At 67.1% G+C, this 19,898-nt stretch carries 19 protein-coding genes; 10 read left to right on the forward strand and 9 right to left on the reverse strand.

What is annotated here, in order from left to right:
* Positions 1–92 precede the first annotated feature (92 nt).
* On the forward strand, positions 93–1,613 hold the full coding sequence (locus tag AC5P6X_RS15020) for a tetratricopeptide repeat protein (protein WP_108270576.1): 1,521 nt from the start codon (positions 93–95) through the stop codon (positions 1,611–1,613).
* Between the two features lie 48 nt (positions 1,614–1,661).
* Here the strand turns inward: AC5P6X_RS15020 and AC5P6X_RS15025 are convergent, their stop codons facing one another.
* Together AC5P6X_RS15025 and cycA are read right to left on the reverse strand one after the other, a co-directional pair.
* Positions 1,662–2,438, reverse strand: coding sequence for a lytic transglycosylase domain-containing protein (locus AC5P6X_RS15025; protein ID WP_005407882.1), 777 nt, complete (start codon positions 2,436–2,438; stop codon positions 1,662–1,664).
* 218 nt (positions 2,439–2,656) lie between these two features.
* Complete coding sequence (gene cycA / locus AC5P6X_RS15030; RefSeq protein WP_049448468.1) at positions 2,657–4,030, reverse strand: D-serine/D-alanine/glycine transporter; 1,374 nt, start codon at positions 4,028–4,030, stop codon at positions 2,657–2,659.
* A gap of 230 nt (positions 4,031–4,260) precedes the next feature.
* Here cycA and AC5P6X_RS15035 point away from each other — a divergent pair, with 230 nt between their 5' ends.
* A complete protein-coding gene (locus AC5P6X_RS15035) occupies positions 4,261–5,877 on the forward strand; it encodes an EAL domain-containing protein (RefSeq protein WP_005412097.1) in 1,617 nt (538 codons plus the stop codon).
* Positions 5,878–6,198: 321 nt separating this feature from the next.
* Here AC5P6X_RS15035 and AC5P6X_RS15040 read toward each other — a convergent pair whose 3' ends face one another.
* Positions 6,199–7,383: an MFS transporter gene (locus AC5P6X_RS15040; RefSeq protein WP_099604747.1), complete on the reverse strand. Its 1,185-nt coding sequence runs from the start codon at positions 7,381–7,383 to the stop codon at positions 6,199–6,201.
* Entirely contained in the window at positions 7,380–8,558 is a 1,179-nt protein-coding gene (locus tag AC5P6X_RS15045; protein ID WP_099604748.1) for a serine hydrolase domain-containing protein, read from the reverse strand. The genes AC5P6X_RS15040 and AC5P6X_RS15045 overlap by 4 nt, the downstream gene beginning before the upstream one ends.
* Positions 8,559–8,787: 229 nt before the next feature.
* Here AC5P6X_RS15045 and AC5P6X_RS15050 point away from each other — a divergent pair, with 229 nt between their 5' ends.
* Together AC5P6X_RS15050 and AC5P6X_RS15055 are read left to right on the forward strand one after the other, a co-directional pair.
* Positions 8,788–9,687, forward strand: a complete 900-nt coding sequence (locus AC5P6X_RS15050; protein WP_005407877.1) for a LysR family transcriptional regulator — start codon at positions 8,788–8,790, stop codon at positions 9,685–9,687.
* A 225-nt stretch (positions 9,688–9,912) separates the two neighbouring features.
* A complete protein-coding gene (locus AC5P6X_RS15055) occupies positions 9,913–11,520 on the forward strand; it encodes an ATP-binding cassette domain-containing protein (protein WP_322534490.1) in 1,608 nt (535 codons plus the stop codon).
* A 104-nt stretch (positions 11,521–11,624) separates the two neighbouring features.
* Here AC5P6X_RS15055 and AC5P6X_RS15060 read toward each other — a convergent pair whose 3' ends face one another.
* Positions 11,625–12,950 (reverse strand): GTP-binding protein, encoded by a 1,326-nt coding sequence (locus tag AC5P6X_RS15060; RefSeq protein WP_495215517.1) that lies wholly within the window; start codon positions 12,948–12,950, stop codon positions 11,625–11,627.
* A gap of 69 nt (positions 12,951–13,019) precedes the next feature.
* Here AC5P6X_RS15060 and AC5P6X_RS15065 point away from each other — a divergent pair, with 69 nt between their 5' ends.
* Positions 13,020–13,394, forward strand: coding sequence for a MerC domain-containing protein (locus AC5P6X_RS15065; protein ID WP_049448807.1), 375 nt, complete (start codon positions 13,020–13,022; stop codon positions 13,392–13,394).
* A gap of 84 nt (positions 13,395–13,478) precedes the next feature.
* Here AC5P6X_RS15065 and AC5P6X_RS15070 read toward each other — a convergent pair whose 3' ends face one another.
* Positions 13,479–13,763: a metal-sensing transcriptional repressor gene (locus AC5P6X_RS15070; RefSeq protein WP_049448809.1), complete on the reverse strand. Its 285-nt coding sequence runs from the start codon at positions 13,761–13,763 to the stop codon at positions 13,479–13,481.
* 48 nt (positions 13,764–13,811) lie between these two features.
* Between AC5P6X_RS15070 and dmeF the strand changes: the two genes are divergently transcribed.
* Positions 13,812–14,786, forward strand: a complete 975-nt coding sequence (dmeF, locus tag AC5P6X_RS15075; protein ID WP_049448812.1) for a CDF family Co(II)/Ni(II) efflux transporter DmeF — start codon at positions 13,812–13,814, stop codon at positions 14,784–14,786.
* 87 nt (positions 14,787–14,873) lie between these two features.
* Here the strand turns inward: dmeF and AC5P6X_RS15080 are convergent, their stop codons facing one another.
* Positions 14,874–15,158: a hypothetical protein gene (locus AC5P6X_RS15080; protein WP_012478993.1), complete on the reverse strand. Its 285-nt coding sequence runs from the start codon at positions 15,156–15,158 to the stop codon at positions 14,874–14,876.
* A 90-nt stretch (positions 15,159–15,248) separates the two neighbouring features.
* Here AC5P6X_RS15080 and AC5P6X_RS15085 point away from each other — a divergent pair, with 90 nt between their 5' ends.
* The 3 genes from AC5P6X_RS15085 to AC5P6X_RS15095 all read left to right on the forward strand — a co-directional run bounded on the left by AC5P6X_RS15085 (position 15,249) and on the right by AC5P6X_RS15095 (position 17,028).
* Positions 15,249–15,665 carry a hypothetical protein gene (locus AC5P6X_RS15085; protein WP_049459186.1) on the forward strand — a complete coding sequence of 139 codons (417 nt, stop codon included), beginning with the start codon at positions 15,249–15,251 and terminating at the stop codon, positions 15,663–15,665.
* A 69-nt stretch (positions 15,666–15,734) separates the two neighbouring features.
* The gene (locus tag AC5P6X_RS15090) at positions 15,735–16,058 is read left to right on the forward strand and encodes a hypothetical protein (RefSeq protein ID WP_322534458.1); all 324 of its coding nucleotides are present in this window, start codon (positions 15,735–15,737) and stop codon (positions 16,056–16,058) included.
* A 127-nt stretch (positions 16,059–16,185) separates the two neighbouring features.
* A complete protein-coding gene (locus AC5P6X_RS15095) occupies positions 16,186–17,028 on the forward strand; it encodes a class I SAM-dependent methyltransferase (protein ID WP_322534457.1) in 843 nt (280 codons plus the stop codon).
* 3 nt (positions 17,029–17,031) lie between these two features.
* Here the strand turns inward: AC5P6X_RS15095 and AC5P6X_RS15100 are convergent, their stop codons facing one another.
* Positions 17,032–18,000, reverse strand: coding sequence for a polysaccharide deacetylase family protein (locus AC5P6X_RS15100; RefSeq protein WP_495215518.1), 969 nt, complete (start codon positions 17,998–18,000; stop codon positions 17,032–17,034).
* A 96-nt stretch (positions 18,001–18,096) separates the two neighbouring features.
* Between AC5P6X_RS15100 and AC5P6X_RS15105 the strand changes: the two genes are divergently transcribed.
* Positions 18,097–19,239, forward strand: coding sequence for a hypothetical protein (locus tag AC5P6X_RS15105; protein WP_329757266.1), 1,143 nt, complete (start codon positions 18,097–18,099; stop codon positions 19,237–19,239).
* On the opposite strand, the gene AC5P6X_RS15110 is transcribed toward AC5P6X_RS15105, so the two are convergent.
* Positions 19,236–19,898 carry a hypothetical protein gene (locus tag AC5P6X_RS15110; protein ID WP_285311743.1) on the reverse strand — a complete coding sequence of 221 codons (663 nt, stop codon included), beginning with the start codon at positions 19,896–19,898 and terminating at the stop codon, positions 19,236–19,238. The two genes, AC5P6X_RS15105 and AC5P6X_RS15110, sit on opposite strands and share 4 nt — an antisense overlap.

Below are 19,898 nucleotides of genomic sequence, written 5' to 3' on the forward strand. Positions count from 1 at the left end.
ATCGTGCGGTCAAACGCCAGAGTTCCATCCATCGCGCTTGTTCTCGCTGGCTGCAGCGGGTTCAATGCGGTTCCCACGGATGGAAATCCTCCATGCCCCGCATCCTCACCGTCGCCGCCCTGCTGTTTGCCGCATTGGCCAGCACATCCGCCACTGCTTCGATCACGGTGGTGCCGCAGAAGCCGTCCGTCACCGCCGATGCGATGCACCAGGCCTATGCCACGCGATGGGATGAAGCCATCCAGCAGTCGCGCAGTGGCAACACGCTGGGTGCGCTGATCGCGATGGAACGGCTGATGGAAGATCCGATGCTGGATGACTTCGATGCCGAACACCGCGGCCGCGCCGCGCAGGTGGCCGGCTGGACCGCAATGGTGCAGAAGAAGCCGGACCAGGCGCGCCGCTACCTGCAGCGCGCACAGGAAGCACTGCCGGACGACGCGCAGATCCTGCTGACCCTGGTCTCGGTGGAACTGTCCGAGAACCAACCGGCACCTGCCACGAAGCACCTGGTGCAGGCGCTGAAGCATGCCGACGCGCCGTTGCCGGTGGACCACCACGCGATCAACTACCTGCAGTTCCGCCTGCGGGACCAGCCCCAGCAGCGCATGGAACTGCTGCAGGCGCTGTTCGACAACGGCTGGAAGAGCGGCGGCCTGGAACCCACCGGGCTGTGGCTGGCGCTGGCCACGCTGCAGGCCGACAACGGCCGTGGCGACAGGATTCCCGCCACGCTGGCGCGCATCACCGGCCCCGCCGAGATCATCCGCCTGCGCAGTGACAAGCGGTTTGATCGCTATGTCGACCGCGCCGATGCCCGCTTCGATCCGGTGCAGGCTGCACAGAAACACCTCGACGAACTGCGGGTCTCCGGCCTGCTCGACCGGGCGCTGGACGCACGCATGGCCGAGTTCAGCAGTACGCTGCTGATGCTGGACCGCAACGAGGAAGTGCTGGCACTGACCGATGGCATGGCCGGTGCGGCGGCCGAAGGTGAGTCGCCCTCGGCGACGGAAGCCGAATGGGTGGCATGGCTGCTCAACAGCCGGCTTACGGCGCTGCGCCGGTTGGGCCGTACCGACGATGCGCTGGCCACAGCCAGGCTGGCCGCACGCATCGGTGCGCTGGGCCCGGATGGTGCCGAGCACCAGTTCAACGTCGGCTTCGTGCTCAGTTCGCTGGGCCGCATGCAGGACGCTGCTGCCGCAGTGAATGACATGCCAGGCCTGGCCGGTTACGGCAAGGCGGCCCAGGCACTGCTGCAGTTCGCTGCCGCCCGCGAACGCGGCGATGCCCAGGCAGTGGAAGCCGCCCGCTCGGTGATCCTTGCCCAGCGCGACGACGCACGCCTATTCCATCGCGAGATGCTGCTGGACGAAGGCAACCTGGACGGCGCAGCCGCAGTGCTGATCGAACAGCTGCGCTCCCCCACCGACCGTGGCGAGGCGCTGGCCTCCCTGCAGGACATGCGCACCTACCCCTCGCTGCCCGGTGACGTGAAGATCGATGCGGCCTGGCGTGCGCTGAAGCAGCGCGCCGACGTGCAGGCCGAGGTGGCACGCGTCGGCCGCATTGAGCGCTACGACCTGGTCAGCGCTTCCACTTCGCGCTGAGCCGATTTTCTGTGGCGCCGAGCGTGGGCTCGGCACTACACCTTCCGCCTAGCGGGCTGGCACCTCGGTACGGATGCCCATCGCTTCGCGGTAGCGTGCATACAGGGCCATCACCTTGTCCACATAGGCCAGGGTTTCGGCGTAGGGCGGCACGCCCTTGTAGCGGGTGACTGCACCGATGCCCGCGTTGTAGGCGGCCGCCGCCAACGGGCGATCGCCGTTGTAGCGGCGCAGCAGCGCGCGCATGTAGCGCGCGCCGCCCTCGATCGACTGCTGCGGCGAGAACGGATCGCGCACGCCATATTCCTGTGCGGTCTCCGGCATCAACTGCATCACGCCCTGTGCGCCCTTGGTCGAGACCGCCAGCGCATCGAAGTTGCTTTCGGCATGGGCAATCGCGCGCAGCCATGCGTCATCGACACCCGTGGCCTTGGCCGCGGCCTTGAACTGCTTGGCGTGCTGCGCCAACTGCGGCTTGCCGACCTTGCCCAGGCCTTCGTGGGCAGGTTCGCCCGGCGGCGTGGCCACTGTGAACTTCAGGAACACCCGCGAGCCGGGCAGGTTGCGGGTGGAGTAGACCAGCGCGCCATCCTGCTCGCGCTCGTACAGCACGCCGCTGAACACGCCCATGTTGCCCCACAGGTTCGGGGTCTGGATGGCGTTGTCGTCGATTTCCTTCGGGGTGCAGCGTGAACCGGGTTCCGGCGCGGTGGCCAGGCTGACGGTGTTGCCCTGCACGCAGCGGTAGACGGTGCGCGCGGCGGCCAGCCCGGGCCACAGGCTGGGCAGCAGCAACAGCGCAAGCAGGAGAGGGTGACGGGGCATGGCGGCCGGATCATCCGGCCGCGCCCGCTAATGTTGGGTGAATGGGGGCCGGCAGGGCTGCACCCGCGCCGGCGCCGGCGCCGGCGCCGGTAGAGTCGACTGTCAGTCGACTATCGCGCGCAGCGCGGGGTTTTCCGGAAGCCCACGGGAGAGCAGTCGACTAACAGTCGACGCTTCCGACGTTCCCGATTTCGGCCTTGCCGCCCCCGCATCCCCGGTCATTTCGCGGTCCTGCGGCGCACCCAATACCCCACGCCCAGCAGCACGAACCACGCCGGGCTGGCGATCAACGCCTGGCGGGTGTCGTCCTGCAGGCTCAGCAGCACCAGCACGGCGGCGAAGAACACCAGGCAGGCCCAGCACATGGCAACACCGCCGGGCATCTTGAAGATCGAGGCAGCGTGACGCTCCGGGTAGCGACGGCGATAGGCCATGTAGGCCACCAGAATCAGCGACCAGACGAAGATGAACAGCACCGTGGCCAGCGTCGTCACCAGGGTGAAGGCGGTCACCAGGTTCGGAATCAGGTAGATCAGCAGCGTGCCACCGAGCAGGCACAGGCACGAGAACAGCAGGCCACGGGCGGGCACGGCGGCGCGTGACAACTTCGACAACCCGCGCGGGGCGTGGCCCTCTTCGGCCAGGCCGTACAGCATGCGGCTGGTGGAGAAGATGCCGCTGTTGGCCGAGGACGTGGCCGAGGTCAGCACCACGAAATTGATCAGGCTGGCGGCGGCAGGGATGCCGGCGAGCACGAACAGCTGCACGAACGGGCTCTTGTCCGGCACCACCTGGCGCCACGGGGTGACGGCCATGATCGCGATCAGCGCCAGCACGTAGAAGATGATGATGCGCACCGGGATCGAGTTGATCGCCTTGGGCAGGTTGCGCTCGGGGTCGGCGGTTTCGGCGGCGGTGGTGCCGACCAGCTCGATGCCGACGAAGGCGAACACCGCAATCTGGAAGCCGGCGAAGAAACCGACCAGGCCCATCGGGAACATGCCGCCGTCATTCCACAGGTTCGACAGCGACGCGGTGTGGCCGCTGGGTGAAGTGAAGCCCCACGCCACCAGCCCGGCGCCGGTAATGATCAGCGCGCAGATCGCCACGATCTTGATCAGCGCGAACCAGAATTCCATCTCGCCGAACAGCTTCACCGTCACCAGGTTCAGCGACAGCAGCAGCATCACGCACGCGAGCGCCGGTTTCCAGGCTTCAAGCCCGGGGAACCAGAACTGCGCGTAGGCGGCAATGGCGATCACATCGGCGATGGCGGTGACGATCCAGCAGAACCAGTACGTCCATCCACAGAAGAAGCCGGCCCAGGGGCCGAGCAGGTCGGTGGAGAAATCGATGAAGGATTTGTACTGCAGGTTGGACAGCAGCAGCTCGCCCATCGCGCGCATCACGAAGAACAGCATCGCGCCGATGATCAGGTAAACGAAGACGATGGACGGGCCGGCCAGGCTGATGGTCTTGCCCGACCCCATGAACAGGCCGGTACCGATGGCACCGCCGATGGCGATCAGTTGCAGGTGGCGGTTGGACAGGCTGCGGCGCAGGTGCTCGGGGGGCGTTGCGGGCTCGGTCATGGGCGCGGGCAAAAGGGCGGGCGAAGCGTTCGACGGTAGTCCTCCGCAGGCCGGAGCGCCAGCGTCGGATGGGCCAATCCCGTCAAACTTGGCCGCTTTCATCACAATGTGACCGAATACCGGATTCATCCCATTCCGCCCGGCCCGGCGCCATGCTCAGATAGCCGCACCTGCCCAAGGATCGGCCCGACCATGCGCCCTGCCCTGCCCGCCCCGCTGGAGCCCCGGCCATGAGCCGGCTGCGCGTGATCATCGGCGGCACCGCACTGGCGCTGCTGGCCGCAGCCGTGCCGATCGCGGTGATGGCCTATGCAACCTGGGACCGTGCGGTCAGTGTCGAGCAGCAGCGCCTGCGCGACATCGCCGGCCGCACCCTGCGCCGCGCCGACCAGTCCTACCTGGAAGCGCTGGCCGCGTTGAAGTCCGCCGAGGCCGGCGCCTACGATCCGTGCGGGCCGGACCACATCCGGCGCATGCAGACGCTGGTGATGACCTCGCCGTCGGTCGACCAGATGGGCTACTTCGAGGGTGGCAAGCTGCGCTGCACGTCGTGGGGCCCGTTCCTGTCCGACGTCAACCAGCCCAGGTCCGACCACGTCACCAGTGATGGCGCCGGCATCGCCGTGGATGTGCGCCCCGAGGCAAGCGGACGGCGCCAGGTCCTGTCGATCCTGTATGGCAACTACGACGTGCTGGTCGATCCGCGCCGCTTCGTCGATGTCATCGCCGACCCGAACGTGCGCCTTGCCCTGGCCAGCCCGGACGGCCGCCTCCTGGCCAGGCAGGACGGCATGGATCCGGCATTGCTGGAGACCCTGCTGCGCGCGCCCGGTGAGGGCCTGGACCACAACACCCTGTACGCCACCGCGCGCAACGAAGAGTGGCTGGCGATCGCAACCACGCCGCGTACCGCGCTTGCCGCGACCTTCCGCCAGCAGGCCTGGCTGTTCGTGCCGATCGGCGTTCTGCTGGCCGCCATCGGTGCCGGCCTGGTGATCTGGCTGTCGCGTCGCCGCCTGTCCCTGCGCGGCGAGCTGGCCACGGCGATCCGCCGCCGCGAGCTGTACCTGCACTATCAACCCATCATCGAACTGGATACCGGCATCTGCGTCGGCGCCGAGGCGCTGGTACGCTGGCAGCGCCCGGATGGCACCCAGGTGCGGCCGGACCTGTTCATTCCGCTGGCCGAAGAGGCCGGCATGATCGCCGCAGTCACCGATCTGGTGATCGAGAACGTGGTGCGCGACATGCGCGAACTGCTGGTGGCCGACCGCAGCGCGCACATTGCGATCAACCTGGCCGCCGAAGACATCAGCAGCGGCCGTGCGCTGAAGATGATCTCCAAGCACATGGCCGGCAGCGGCATCCTGCCGCAGCAGATCTGGATGGAAGCCACCGAACGCGGTTTCCTCGATCTGGACCGCGCCCGCACGATGCTGGCACAGGCACGTCGGGCCGGGCACAGCGTGGCCATTGATGATTTCGGCGTCGGCTTCTCCAGCCTGCAGTACCTGGAGCAGCTGCCACTGGATGCGCTGAAGATCGACAAGTCGTTCATCGATGCGATCGGCACCGAGAGCGCGACCAGCCCGGTGACGCCGCACATCATCGACATGGCCAAGGAGCTGGGCCTGTGGGTGGTGGCCGAGGGCGTGGAAACCGAGGCACAGCTGGCGTACCTGCATACCCGGAAGGTCGAGTTCGCGCAGGGCTGGCTGTTCTCGCGGCCGCTGCCACGGGATGAGTTCGTGGCGTTCCATCACAAGCGGCAGCAGCGCTATGGCGCGGCGCGGGAGCACATGCAGAATCCGCGCAGCGTGCCGATCGAGCGTGAGGGAGTGGAGTAGGACGGCGAACGGCGGAGCCCCTCGTGGCGGGTCGCGTATTGCTATCCCAGGGCTGGCCGGGACGGTCGGGTTCGCGGGGGACGCCGTAAACCCGTCCGTGGGGGCTTGGCCGCGGCATCCATGCCGCGGACACCCCCGCGAACCCGACCGTCCCGGCCTCTGACAGGTTCCGGCGGCGTCCCGCCACGGAATCAACGGAAGAAGGCAAAAGCAAAGGCAAACGCGGGTCGCTGTGCTCGGTGGATCCACGCCATGCGTGGATGGCGGGGACCACGGTAGTGCCGGCCGCTGGCCGGCACCTCCGTAACGTTTGCTCTGGGCCTACACCCAGGCCTTCGGCCGTGCCAGCAGCCACGCCACGCTCACCGCCAGCAGCAGCAACGGCAGCCATCCCAACTGGTTCGGGCCGCCCGCCTGCAGCAGCACACCCCCTGCAACGCCTCCGGCGGCGATGGCGAGGTTCCAGCCGGTCACCAGCATCGACTGCGCCAGATCCGCGGCGGCACCCGCGCGCCGTGCCAATGCGGTCTGGAACAACGTAGGCACCGCACCGAAGGCCACGCCCCACAGGATCGTCGCCAGCAGCAGCGCGGTCGCGTCGCCCGGCCACAGCAGCAGCGCCAGCACCGGCACGATGAAGCCGATCACCGCCGCCCACACCAGCGTGCGCAGATGACGGTCCACGCCCCAGCCGGCAATGCCGATGCCGGCGATGGCGGCCACGCCAAAGGCCAACAGCAGGCGGTCCAGCCACGGGCCGGCGCCGGCCTCCACCGCCAGCGGTTCGATGTAGGTGTAGAGCACGTTGTGCGCCAGCACGTACAGCACCATCACCAGCAGTGCACTGCGCACGCCCGGCATGCGCCACACCGTGCCCAGCGTTATGCGCCGGCCAGCACCGGCGGCGGGCAAGGCCGGCAGTGCCCAACGCGCATACGCCAGCAGCCCCACGCCCAGCACGCTCATCAGCGCGAACGCCCAACGCCAGCCGATCTGCTGGCCCAGCAAGGTGCCCGCCGGTACGCCCAGTGACAGCGCCAACGGCGATCCGACCATCGCCACCGCGATTGCCCTGCCCTGCAGCGACGGCACCACCATGCGCGCGGCGTAACCGGCCACCAGCGACCACAGCAGGCCACCACTCACGCCGGCCAGGAAACGCGCGGCCAGGATCAGCGGATAGCTGCTGCTCAGTGCGGTCAGCGTGTTGACCAGCACGAAGCCGGCAATCGCAGCGAGCAGCAAGGGGCGTCGCGGCAGGCGCTGGGTCAGTGCGGTCATCGGCAAGGCGGCCATCACCGAGCCCAGTGCGTACACGCTGACCAGCTGGCCGACCGCCGCATCACTCACACCGAGGCTGTCGCCCATCGGCCGCAGTACACCGGCCGGCAGGGTCTCGGTCAGCAGAGTGATGAAGCCGCCACCGGCCAACGCCAGCAGGCCGGCCCATGGCAGGCGCGTGGCTTCACCGGCGGGACTGGCTGCATCGATGGCATGGCCGCTCATCGCACGGTCCCCACATCGGTATACACAGCATCGCGCAGTTGATCGACGAAGGCACCGTCCATGCCTTCGTACAGGGTGTTGGTCAGCGCCACCACGCTCAGCCCGCGCACAGGATCGACAAACCAGCTGTGCCCGTAGGCACCGCCCCAACGCCATGTCCCTGCGTTCTGCGGCGTGCCGCTTGCGGCCGCATCGCGCAGCACCGCAAAGCCCAGGCCGAAGCCCCAGCCGGCCGGTTCCGGCGGTCCCTGCTCGCCGACCTGCGGGCTGGCCATCTCCGCTGCCAGTGCGGACGGCAGGAGGCCTGAACGCTGCACATCACGCAAGGCTTCCAGCACCGCCATCACGTCATCGGCGGTACCGACCAGGCCGGCCCCGGCCGAGGGGAAACGGCTGGCATCGGTGGCGCGCGCGAGGCTGTATTCGATGCCGACCGTACCCTCGAACGGAGCGACCACCTCGCCTTCCTGCAGGCGATGCGGCTGCGGCGCGTCGCTTACATAGGGCGTGGCCAAGCGTGCCGCGTTGCGCGCAGCAAAGGCGGTGTCGCGCAGGCCCAGCGGTGCGGCCAGCAAGCGCTCGTACAGTGCCTGCAGCGTTTCACCCGTCGCTGCTTCGGCAACGGCACCGGCAACGTCCACGCCCAGCGAGTAGAGCCATTGGCTGCCCGGTGCGAACAGCAGTGGCGCCTGCGCGATGCGGCGCACGTTGTCGGCCAGGGAGAGCGGGTTCGCATCCAGGCCATCGCTGACCCCAGCGCGCGCATACGGGCCGTCGGCATCTGCTTCGAGGAAGCGATAGCCCAACCCGCTACTGTGGCTGAGCAGTTGGCGCAGGCTGATCGGCGGCGTGCTGCCGTCGGCCAGTGCCGGGCGGAAGTCCGGCAGCCAGCGCTGCACCGGCATATCGAGGTCGAGCACGCCCTCTGCTACCAGGCGCAGGATCACCGTGGTCAGCAGCGGCTTGCTCACCGATGCCAGCCGGAACAACTGGTCGCGCTGCATCGGCGTGGCCGTCTCGCGATCGGCCAGCCCGGTCGCGCTGGCGTGGCGCAGCACACCGTGCTCGCGCACCAGCACCACCGCACCGACCAGGCGCTGCGGGTGCACCTGCTGCAGCAGCCGCTGCACCGATGGCAGTGTCGGCGTGGGTTCAAGGGAAGGAGCGGCATTCATCGCGGGAATCCGTGGGGGAGAGGCCCGCCACGTTAGGCAGCACGGCGCAGCGCAAAAAGCCGGTTGCCGCTCCGGGCATCATGGACCGTGCAGTCCGCAATCGGCATGATGGCCGGAACTGCAAGGCCGCAACGGTCCCAACGCCACCCCGCACCACAGTGTTGCGATGGCGGAGCCGTCCACTACGGCCGCGCCGACCTACCCTGCCGCTTTCATCGCCCACACGCCCATGTCAGTCCTGGACAACCTCGCCAACCTGCAGACCTTCGTGCACGCGGCCGATACCCGCAGCTTCGTCGAGACCGGGCGCCTGCAGGGCATCTCGGCCTCGGCCGCTGGCAAATGCGTTGCCCGCCTGGAGCATGCGCTGGGCGTGCGCCTGTTCCACCGCAGCACGCGCAGCATCACCCTCACCGCCGAAGGCCAGCTGTTCCTGGCGCGTTGCCGGCGCATCCTCGACGAGCGCGATGCCGCACGCACCGAGCTGGCACAGCCGCACGCCACGCCTCGCGGCACGCTGCGCATCGGCCTGCCGTTGGTGGGCGACCTGACCCTGCCGCTGATGGCCGAGTTCATGGCGGCCTATCCCGATATCCGCCTCGACCTCGATTTCAGCGATCGGCTGGTCGACGTCATCGAGGAAGGATTCGATGCCGTGCTGCGCGTCGGCGAGCCCAGCGACTCACGCATGAACGCACGACGCCTGGGTGTGTTTCCACGCCGCATCGTCGCCTCACCCGCCTACCTGCAGCGGCGCGGCACGCCGCGCACACCGGCCGATCTGATGCAGCACACGCTGCTGCACTATCGCTTCCCCAGTACCGGCAAGCTGGAACTGTGGCCGATCCACTGGCCCGACCATGAAACACCGCAGGAGCTGCCGGTGCACATGGTGGCCAACACCATCGAAGCGCGCGTGGCATTGGCCCTGCGTGACATCGGCCTGGCCTTCGTGCCCGTGCACTCGGTGCGCGATGCGTTGGCCGATGGCCGCCTGGTCACCGTTCTGGACGAGCACGTGCACTCCTGCGGCATCTTCCACCTGCTGTGGCCCTCCGGCCGCCACGTGCTTCCGAAGCTGCGGGTGTTCATCGACTTCGTCAGCGCGCGCCTGGAAACCGTGCCGTAGGAGATCGATCCACCCCATGCCCGGCCCACAGTAGTTCCACGCCATGCGTGGATGCCTTTGTAGAGTCGCGCCATCAAACCATTCAGCCAGCCCCGCTATACTGGCCGCTCATTCCTCCCAGAGGCTCGCGACCAATGCGCCATTGATGCCGCCGTCTTCCCACCAGACGGCCTGACTCTTCCCGCCCCTGCGCGCAGGGGAGAACCCGGCATCCATGGAGGTCGCATGACCCCGCATTCCCTCACGCTCGATCGCGTGTCGTATCGATTGGCCGACGGCCGCCCGCTGTTTTCCGATCTGACGTTTTCCTTCGAACCGGTCGCCACCGGCCTGGTCGGTGCCAATGGCGCCGGCAAGAGCGTGCTCGCACGCCTGCTGGTCGGACGGTTGCTGCCCGACACTGGCCAGGTGCGCGGCAGTGGCCGCGTGTTCCTGTTGCCGACGCCCGGCTATCCGCCCGCCGGCACGGTCGGTGAACTGGCCGGCGTCGGCGCGGAACTGGCTGCACTGCAACGCATCGAAGCCGGCAGCGTGGACGAGGCCGACTTCGCCTGCGTCGGCGACCGCTGGGATCTGCGCGAACGCCTGCAGCAGCAATGGCAGGCGCTTCGACTGCCCGACGATCTCGATCCCGCCCAGCCGGCCGCGCGCCTCAGTGGTGGCCAGGCCATGCAGGTCGCGCTGTCCGGTGCCTGGGCCAGCGGTGCCGATTGGCTGATCCTGGACGAACCCAGCAACCACCTCGATGCACGCCATCGCCAACAGCTGTACGAGCAGTTGCAGCAGTGGCGCGGTGGCCTGCTGGTGATCAGTCATGATCGCGAGCTGCTGGCGCACATGCAGCAGATCGTCGAACTCGGTGGGCGCGGGCTGCATCGTTACGGCGGACCGTGGCAGCACTATGCCGATGCGCGCGCCGCCGAGCGCGAAGCTGCCGCCGCCCAGCTCGATCATGCGCGCGCCCAGCACCGCCAGCAGCAACGCAGCGCGCGCGAACAGCACGAACGGCAACAACAACGCCAGGCGCGTGGCAACCGCGATGCGAAGCAGGCCAACCAGGCCCCGATCCTGCTCGGCCGGCAGAAGCAGCGCGCCGAGGCCAGCCACGGCCGCGCACAACAGGTGCAGGCCGAACGCCTGCAGGCCAGCGCAGAGCATCTGCGCGCAGCGGCATCGGCGGTGCACGCGGCGCCGGAACTGGCACTGTTCGCCGGTGCGGGTGACCGTGGCAGCATGCGCCTGCTACAGGCCGAGGCGCTGGTGCTGCCACATGGCTGCAGTGCACCGTTGCAGCTGGAGATCCGCCGCGGCCAGCGCATCGCCGTGGTCGGTGACAACGGCAGCGGCAAATCGACCCTGCTGCGTGTGCTGGCCGGCCAGCTGCCTGCACGCAGTGGCGCCGTGCAACGGCATGCGCCACTGGCCCTGCTCGACCAGCAGCTGCTGGGGCTGTCCGGCGAGCGCAGCATCCTCGACACCGTGCAGGCCGCCAACCCGGGCGCGGACCCAGGCGAGCTGCGCACGCGGCTGGCCCTGCTCGGGCTGGATGCACAGCGCATCCAGCGGGCAGCCCACAGCCTCAGCGATGGCGAACGCGTGAAAGGTGCGCTGGCCAGCGTGCTGTACGCCGATCCCGCGCCCCAGCTGTTGCTGTTGGACGAACCCGGCAATGCGCTGGATCTGAGCGCATTGCAGGCATTGGAGGAACTGCTTGCGGCGTGGCCGGGCGCGCTGGTGATGGTGAGCCACGACCGGCACCTGCTGCAGGCATTGCGACCGACGCAGGTGTTGCAGGTCACCGCCAACCACTGGCAATGGCGCGACAGTCCGTAGAGTCAAGCCATGCTCGACTCCGCCATGCATCCATCCACGCATGACGTATCGACCAGGGGTAGTGCCGGCCGCTGGCCGGCAACCCATGGATCCTCAATGCACCGTCAACGCTTCCACACCGGGAACGCCTGCGGCAACTGCTGCCACAGCAATGGCCCCGCACGCAGCTCCTGGTCGTTGAGCAGGCACGCATCCAACTCCGCACGCACCGCGCGCTCATCCATGTGCACGCCAATCACCACCAGTTCCTGGCGACGGTCGCCCCACAAGGGATGCCACAGCCGTTGCATCGCCGCGTGCGCGGCCGAATCCGGGAATTCTTCCGGCCCCGGCGGCGGCGCGCTCCAGCAGTCGGCCTGCTGCCGCGCCCATCCCAGGTCGCTGTAAGGCAGCGGTGTCGGCGGCAACAGCGGTGTGGTGTCCTCGATGCCCGCACGCACGCGATCGCGCGCGGCGTACCAGAAGCCCGCCGCCTGCGTCCGCGTCGCGGCACCCACGGTGTTCAGCTCACCCACCCAGTCCATGCGGTTGGCCAGCCAGAACCAGCCTTTGCTGCGGATCACGCCGGGCATGCCGGACTGCAGCGCGCGGGCGAAGCGCGCCGGGTGGAACGGACGTCGCGAGCGGTAGACGAAGCTGCCGATGCCGTACTCCTCGGTTTCCGGTGTGTGCTCGCCCCGCAGTTCCTTCACCCAGCCCGGCGCACGTTGCGCACGCTCCATGTCGAAGCGGCCAGTATCCAGCAGCTCGGCCAGCGGCACATCGCCGAAGCTGGACAGCAGCAGCTTCGCGTCGCGGTTCAGGCCACGCAACACGGCCAGCGTGTCCTGCAACGCTTCGTCATCCACCTGGTCCACCTTGCTGATCACGATCACGTCGGCGAACTCGACCTGCTCGCATAGCAGGTCAACCACACCTCGATCATCCTCCGGGCCGGCCTGTTGGCCGCGCTCGGCCAGTCGCGACGTCGAGCCGAAGTCGGCAAGGAACGCGCTGCCGTCGACCACCGTCACCATCGTGTCCAGCCGCGCGATATCACTCAGGCTGAAGCCATGTTCGTCGCGCACCGCGAAGGTGGCCGCCACCGGCATCGGCTCGCCGATGCCCGTGGATTCGATCAGCAGATAGTCATAGCGACCGGCATCGGCCAGGCGCCGCACTTCCTGCAGCAGGTCGTCGCGCAGCGTGCAGCAGATGCAGCCGTTGCTGAATTCCACCAGCGTCTCTTCGGTGCGGCGCAGCTCGGCGCCACCTTCGCGCACCAGCTGCGCATCGATGTTGACCTCGCTCATGTCGTTGACGATGACCGCCACGCGCAGGCCCTCGCGGTTGCGCAGGATCTGGTTGAGCAGGGTGGTCTTGCCGGCCCCCATGAAGCCGGACAGCACGGTGACCGGCAGGCGACGGTCGGCGCGGGAAACAGTGTTCATGTCGGAGCGGGTTGGCTGCGGAACGGAAATGTTACTATATAACAATTGTTGCGCAAGGAACCTCCCCCGATGAAGTCGCCTTCTGCCGCCCTGCTTGATGCCGGCGCGGTCGCCCTGTCCAGCCTGTGCCTGCTGCATTGCCTGGCGCTGCCCCTGCTGGCCGCCGCGCTTCCCCTGTTCGGCACCTGGGCCGAGGCGGAATGGGTGCACCTGCTGTTCGTGGCCATCGCCCTGCCACTGACCGGCTACGCGCTATGGCGCGCCGAGCGCCGTCACCCGCTGCCGGTGCTGGCCTGGGCCGCCGCTGGCGTCGGTCTGGGCCTGTTGCTGGCCGGCGCGCTTGCGCTGCCCTCACATGACTGGGAAACGCCGATGACGGTCACCGGCAGCCTGCTGCTGGCCGCAACGCATATCTGGAACGCGCGGCACCGGCACGCGGGGTAGAGTCGACTGTTAGTCGACTGCTCTTCGCTCGGGCTGCATAGAACCCCGCGCTTCGCGCGATAGTCGACTCTACCGCCCCCCGGCCTATTTGCCGTAGCGGCGCAGCAGCTCCACCAGCACTTCGGCCTCGTCCGCCCGCTGCTGCGGGTCATCGGCACCCACCACGTGTTCCTGCAGGTGCTCGTGCAGCAGCTCCATCAGCAGGCTGTGGGCGGCGCCGCGCACGGCGGCAACCTGCACCAGCACGTCCGCACAGTCGCCGGCTTCACCCTCGGGCTGGTCCAGCGCCTGCTCCAACGCCGCCACCTGGCCCGCCATGCGGCGCACCCGGGTCAGCAGCTGCTTTCGATTCCTGTGTACATGCGCCATGGCCGGATCATATACCCTATGGGGGTATCCACTCCAGCTCCCGCCACCATGCACTTGGACGCCCTCGCCGCCGCCCGTCGCCACGAACACCGCTTCGACGACGGCAACCCGCTGGCCGAACGCAATACCCGCCGCGCCCTGTGGCTGACCGTCGGCATGATGCTGGTGGAGATCGTCGGCGGCTGGTGGTTCAACTCCATGGCCGTGCTCGCCGACGGCTGGCACATGAGTTCGCACGCGCTGGCGCTGGGCCTGGCGGTGTTCGCCTACCGCTGCGCGCGCCGCTACGCGCACGACCCGCGCTTCGCCTTCGGCACCTGGAAGATCGAGATCCTGGCCGGCTACACCAGCGCCATCGCCCTGCTCGGCGTCGCCGCGCTGATGGCCGTGCAGTCACTGCAGCGGCTGTGGGTACCGGCGCCGATCCACTACAACGAAGCCATCGCCATCGCTGCGGTCGGCCTGGGCGTGAACCTGCTCTGCGCATGGTGGCTGCACGACAGCCCGGGCCACGCGCATCACCACCACGGGCATGACCATGGCGATCATCACGGGCATGACCACCAACACCACGATCACGGCCATGCGCACGGTCACGACCTCAATCTGCGCTCGGCCTACGTGCACGTGCTGGCCGACGCCGCCACCTCGGTGCTGGCCATCGTCGCCCTGCTCGGCGGCAAGCTGCTGGGCCTGACCTGGCTGGACCCGGTGATGGGCCTGGTCGGCGCCGTGCTGGTGACGGTGTGGGCGGTGGGCCTGCTGCGCGACAGTGGCCGCATCCTGCTCGACGCGCAGATGGACGCACCGGTGGTGGCCGAAGTTCGCGAAGTGATCGAACAGGGCCCCTGGCCGGCGCGCCTGGCCGACCTGCACGTCTGGCAGGTCGGTCGCGGCAAGTACGCGGTCAGCGCCAGTGTGGTTACCAGCGACGCCCGTCTGGATGCCGATACCGTGCGCAATGCACTGGCGATCCATGAAGAGCTGGTGCATGTCACCGTGGAAATCCACCGCAGCACCTGACCCGCATCCGGTAGTGCCGGCCGCTGGCCGGCAACCTCATGGGCTTCGGAAACAATCCAGCGTTGCCGGCCAGCGGCCGGCACTACCCTAGAGCTTCAACATCATCCGCAGCAGGTACATCAGCAGCGGCAGCGCGCTCAGCACCGCACCACCGATGCCGATCCACGGCCAGCGCTCGCCGCGCACGCGCGAGGCCACCGCCAGGCCGCAGCCCACCAGTGCCGCGCCCAGCACGCCCACGCCCAATCCCGCAGCCATGCCATTGCCGCCTGCGGCCACCGCCGCCTGCGCCGCCAATGTGCCGGCTCCCCAACCCACAGCGATCCCCAGCCAACTGGCCATACCGCACCACGGTGCCTTGCCCTGCGCCATCCGAAAACCCCTTTGTTCTTGCCGAATTTCTGTACGGGCGACGCCCGAGTGCCGCCTACACTAGCCGCACCTGCCCTGTAGGGACATCCCATGCGCATGCTTCGCCTGCTGCTGCCCGGTGCCGTCCTGCTGCTCACCGCCTGCAGTGGCGATGCCGGGCTTCCTTTCAGCGCCGACCCGTTGCAGGGCTGCTTCGCCACCGGCGCGCGCAAACCGGCCGACTTCCGCATCGACAGGGAAGGCGGCCAGTACTTCGTCTCCTTCAGCCGCGGCGACCAGTGGCAGCGCGAGCCGAATGCCCTGCACAAGGCCACCCGCAGCGAGATCAGCCGCTACTTCCGCGATGACGCCGAGCAGATCGACAGCGCGTTGATCCGCATGGCGGGCGGCTTCGGCATCTTCCACTTCAACAAGGACGCGACGTTGAAGGGCAAGGCCAGCGATAGTGACTACATGGCGTTGATGCTGATCGGTGCTGGGCCGGTGTATGCGGTGAAGTGCCCGTAAGACGCAATGATTCTGATGGCGGCTCAGGGCACTATGGGCGCATCCTGTCTTCTTTGAGGAGCGATGCCAATGCTGCTGTTTCTGCTGCTTGCGGTAAGCTCGCCGAAGACCCAGGGGGCCTATGACGAAGTCCGGCAGCTGCCCGATGGCCAGACCCTGATCATGCGCACCCTGGACTGGGATCTCGGTGATGGTCGCCACGAGCGCGTTACCGTGCATTGGCTGCTGCAGGAAGACGGCAGCCTGCGCTACGACTTTGATCGGCAGCCACCAGAAACCCAGGACGCCCATCGTCGGTCGTGCGCCCGTGTAGGCATGCAGCCGTCGCGTGGCGTCGGCATGCTCTCGGGGGAAGGGACCACACACGGCTACAGCTGCACCCGCCAGCGGTAGCGCCGAGCCCACGCTCGGCTCCTCCCGTCTACATCCACGCATGGCGTGGATCTACTGCAGCAGCCACACGTGGCCCCGGTAACAGCTGCGGTACCATGCCCTCCCCCGAACCGCCCCGGTACCCGCCGTGCCCCATTACACCGGCCCCCTGCTGACCCGCGACAGCGCCGATACCCTGCGCCGTGCCCATGACAAGGGCGCTGCCGACTGGCAGGGCTCGCTCGACCTCGGCCGCAGCGAGGACAGCGTGGTGCTGGATGCCGACGGCTTCCGCTTCCGTGGCCAGCCCTACCCGTGGCCGGGCAAGCTGAAGGACCGCACGCTGTACTACTGGGACGGCGAGGACTTCGCACCGATCTCGCGCTACAGCGGCTCGCTGATCAAGCTGGTGCCGACCGAATGGGGCGCACCGACCTTCGAGATCGACGGCATCAAGATGCTGCCGACCTCCAAGCTGTCACCGTTCGAGGACGCGCGCCGCAAGGTCGAGCTGGTCGCCCCGGCCGGCAAGGTGATCCTCGATACCTGCGGTGGCCTGGGCTACTTCGCCGCCTGCGCGCTGGAGGCCGGCGTCGGCCAGATCCGCTCGTTCGAGAAGAATGCCGACGTGATGTGGCTGCGCACGCTCAACCCGTGGTCGCCGGATCCGGAATCGGCTGCGGCTGGTGGCCGGCTGCAGTTCAGCCACGGCGATGTCTCGCAGCAGATCGAACAGGTGGCCAGCAACAGCGTCGACGCGATCCTGCACGACCCGCCGCGCTTCGGCATCGCCGGCGAACTGTACTCGCAGGTGTTCTACGACCACCTCGCCCGCGTCATCCGCAAGGGCGGGCGCCTGTTCCACTACACCGGCGCGCCGAACAAGCTGACCAGCGGCCGCGACGTGCCGCGTGAAGTGGCCAAGCGCCTGGAAAAGGCGGGGTTCAAGGCCGAACTGGCGCTTGACGGCGTGCTGGCCGTCAAGCGCTGAGCCTCATTCCGAGTCCACCTTCGCCAGCTTCATCACCCACTTCGGCACTTCCGGTTCACCGGCGTAGAAGTCCTTCGGTTTCTTCTCCGCCATCGCCCAGCGGTGCAGCCGGCTCGGGCCGTAGCGACCGCTGTAGCCCTCGGCGCCCCGCGCATAGGCCGGGTCACGCATCGCTTCGTCCAGCGAAATGAAGCGATAGCCGCGCCGCTTCGTCGCCGCCACCAGTTCGGCGAACGTGGCTGCATTGAGTTCGTTCGCGTGCATCAGCCAGACCTGCGGCAGCGCGTAGCCCAGCAGCGCCTGGGACTGCTTCTCGTAGTAGTCCAGCTTGTTCAGCATGTACGGCACATAGCCCTTGCGCAGCTGCGCCAGCGTCGCCTCGCGCGCCGGGGAATCCGGCTGCTCGTTCATTACGTTGGCATAAGCGAACGCCCACACCCACTCGCCGTTGTCGACCGTCACGGGTGCCACGCGGTAGCCATGCTGCTTGAAGAACACGTCCATCTGCGCGCGTTCTTCCGGCGTGCGCCCGGCACGCAGATAGGGGTGACGCATCCACTGCGGCTTCAGCCCGCGCTCGGCCAGCAACGGCCGCAGCACCGCCTCGCCACGCAGGAAATCCTGCTGGAACGCAGGTACGCCCTTGGCGTTCAGGTCCATGTGCGAGTAGGTGTGGTTGCCCAGCACATAACCGGCGTCCAGCCAGTCGCGCAGCATCTGCACCCGCGCCGGCTGCACCTGCCCATCGATCTCAAGCTTGTTCTCGTTGACGAAGCCGACCACCGGCACGTCTGCCTGATGCAGCTGCGCCATCAGCGCTTCGTGCCGCGACTGAAGATCCGGCGGAACGATCTCGTCCACCCGCGCCCAGGGCAGGTCGTCGATGGTCACCGCGATTCGGCGATCCACTTCAGCGGCGTGTACCGCCAACGAGCAGAGCAGTAGCGGTACAGCGCGCAGCAACCAACGCATTGGCTTCTCCTCACCTAAACTGTAGGGATTACCCTGATTCCCGTGACAGGCTGTTTGGACGACGATTCATGCTCAGCCAACCAGACCAGGGTTTTCATGGACAAAACAAGCAGAACAAACGAATCTTCCTGGCAGACTGACCTAAAGGAAATCGCGGCTACAATCCGCGAGAATACGTCGTTCTTTGTCGGAGGCATTGTATTTCTCTGCGGCGCATCCATCGCGAACTTCTGCATGCAGGAACGAATTGCCATCAATGTCCTTTCCTCTGACTTCGTAGCATTCATACCGCTCTTCTTTGCAATCATCATTGTACTGATTGCCGTGATCGGCGCATTCCTTGGCTACATCTGCACATTGGTAATGGAAGGCGCTGCCAAGAGCAAGAGAGGCCGGCTCATGGCCGTCGCCATCATTCCGGACCGCGGCTCTTTCTTTCGAAGGCCAGTTCAGAATTTCGTGAAAAGTAACTCGCCCCAATGGCTTCTTCTCCTCTGGTCGCCAGGGCTGCTCTTCCCCGCCGCGGCCACAGGGATGCTCCTTTTCAATACAGATGATACGGCGTCCGCAATCATCATGATCCTATGGGCGCTCACCAGTCTTTCGGTACTAACGCTGTGTGTCCGACTGATACGCCGACCTCACCGGCATCGCTTCAAGCATTCCTCAATCCTCTCGAATCTTCCTTCGGGCATCCTGCAAGTTCTCGCCATGTTTCTGGTTGCTTTTGTAGCCGCCAATGCCGCTGATGGAGCTGGGTACGGCACAGTCATGGTTCTCCTGACTATTGCCCTGAGTACGTTGCTTGTTGCGCTTCTGCAATTCGCTACCGTTCTGGCAATCGTGCGCAGCAGCCACTTTGGTGTAGTCAGGCAAGCATTCTGGGGAGGACTACTGACGGTCTCACTGGCGTGCATCTTTCCCACTACGTCCGCCCCCATCACGCGCGCAATCCTGAGCATGGGCAGCACTGGAACAGCGGGATGTGTTCGCCTTGCGATCGATGCTCAGGCCAAGCCAATGGCATCGCTAATTGACCGAACGCTACAGCGCGACGCGCCCGTCGTCTGGACGAAACCCTTGGGTCGGGTCATTCCATTCGGTGAATCACTGCAGTTGAAGCTTGCGGGAGAGTCTTCTCCTGTCTATATGCTCGATCGGAAGGATCTGCGTCAGAGCCTGTCGTGCAGAGAGGCCGATGACATGATCAAGGCGGATGCCAGGCATTCCAGGCCCTAGCATTCTCCTGGCGCATCTCGAGACTTGGCCCTCACGATCGCCCGCCACAGCATGAATCCTGCAGCCATTGCCACCAGCATCAACGCGACCAGCACCAGGGCAAGGTCATCGGGATTGCGCAGCAGCGGCGCATGCTCATGGGTGAGGATCTCGAACACCACTTGCTGCGCCTGTGCCAGCGGCAGCCGGCCCTGTTCGCCCAGTTCCACCAGGCACGCCGCTGGGGACAGCTTGGCCACGCTGGTCCACGCCATGTCGTACAGGTGCAATGCCCTGAGCGCCAGCGCCAGGATCGCGGCGTGCAGGGCCATCACCCCCCAGTTGGCGCGTCGCAGGCGTTCGGACAGACGCCCCAGACGGTAGACGCTGATCGACATCGCGCCCAGCAACGCCAGTACCACGCCTGCCATCGGAATCCACTGCAACGGTTGCCATGGTGCAAGCGCAGCGGACCGCGCCAGCAGCTGTTCGGCCACCTGCATGCGTGCGACAGGATCGGGCCCACCGCATGCGTCATCCACCGGCTCCAGCAGCAATCCCACGCGGTAGTGGAAGAAACCGGCCGCAAGGGCTACCGCCAGCAGCGCCACCACCTGCAGTGCCAGCAGAATCGGGCCAGGACCACAGATACGACAGAAGCGGGTAGCAGCAGAGACCAT

It is taken from the genome of Stenotrophomonas sp. YJH_SMC_40, from assembly GCF_059368615.1.

Excerpts from the sequence above, each read along its gene's own strand:
- AC5P6X_RS15040 (WP_099604747.1), bottom strand. The coding sequence starts at position 7,383 with ATGAGCGGCCATGCCATCGATGCAGCCAGTCCCGCCGGTGAAGCCACG.
- AC5P6X_RS15045 (WP_099604748.1), bottom strand. The coding sequence starts at position 8,558 with ATGAATGCCGCTCCTTCCCTTGAACCCACGCCGACACTGCCATCGGTG.
- AC5P6X_RS15085 (WP_049459186.1), top strand. The coding sequence starts at position 15,249 with ATGCGCATGCTTCGCCTGCTGCTGCCCGGTGCCGTCCTGCTGCTCACC.
- AC5P6X_RS15025 (WP_005407882.1), bottom strand. The coding sequence starts at position 2,438 with ATGCCCCGTCACCCTCTCCTGCTTGCGCTGTTGCTGCTGCCCAGCCTG.
- AC5P6X_RS15065 (WP_049448807.1), top strand. The coding sequence starts at position 13,020 with ATGAAGTCGCCTTCTGCCGCCCTGCTTGATGCCGGCGCGGTCGCCCTG.
- AC5P6X_RS15035 (WP_005412097.1), top strand. The coding sequence starts at position 4,261 with ATGAGCCGGCTGCGCGTGATCATCGGCGGCACCGCACTGGCGCTGCTG.
- AC5P6X_RS15090 (WP_322534458.1), top strand. The coding sequence starts at position 15,735 with ATGCTGCTGTTTCTGCTGCTTGCGGTAAGCTCGCCGAAGACCCAGGGG.
- AC5P6X_RS15050 (WP_005407877.1), top strand. The coding sequence starts at position 8,788 with ATGTCAGTCCTGGACAACCTCGCCAACCTGCAGACCTTCGTGCACGCG.
- AC5P6X_RS15105 (WP_329757266.1), top strand. The coding sequence starts at position 18,097 with ATGGACAAAACAAGCAGAACAAACGAATCTTCCTGGCAGACTGACCTA.
- AC5P6X_RS15060 (WP_495215517.1), bottom strand. The coding sequence starts at position 12,950 with ATGAACACTGTTTCCCGCGCCGACCGTCGCCTGCCGGTCACCGTGCTG.
- AC5P6X_RS15080 (WP_012478993.1), bottom strand. The coding sequence starts at position 15,158 with ATGGCGCAGGGCAAGGCACCGTGGTGCGGTATGGCCAGTTGGCTGGGG.
- AC5P6X_RS15100 (WP_495215518.1), bottom strand. The coding sequence starts at position 18,000 with ATGCGTTGGTTGCTGCGCGCTGTACCGCTACTGCTCTGCTCGTTGGCG.
- dmeF (WP_049448812.1), top strand. The coding sequence starts at position 13,812 with ATGCACTTGGACGCCCTCGCCGCCGCCCGTCGCCACGAACACCGCTTC.
- AC5P6X_RS15070 (WP_049448809.1), bottom strand. The coding sequence starts at position 13,763 with ATGGCGCATGTACACAGGAATCGAAAGCAGCTGCTGACCCGGGTGCGC.
- AC5P6X_RS15020 (WP_108270576.1), top strand. The coding sequence starts at position 93 with ATGCCCCGCATCCTCACCGTCGCCGCCCTGCTGTTTGCCGCATTGGCC.
- AC5P6X_RS15110 (WP_285311743.1), bottom strand. The coding sequence starts at position 19,898 with ATGGTCTCTGCTGCTACCCGCTTCTGTCGTATCTGTGGTCCTGGCCCG.
- cycA (WP_049448468.1), bottom strand. The coding sequence starts at position 4,030 with ATGACCGAGCCCGCAACGCCCCCCGAGCACCTGCGCCGCAGCCTGTCC.
- AC5P6X_RS15055 (WP_322534490.1), top strand. The coding sequence starts at position 9,913 with ATGACCCCGCATTCCCTCACGCTCGATCGCGTGTCGTATCGATTGGCC.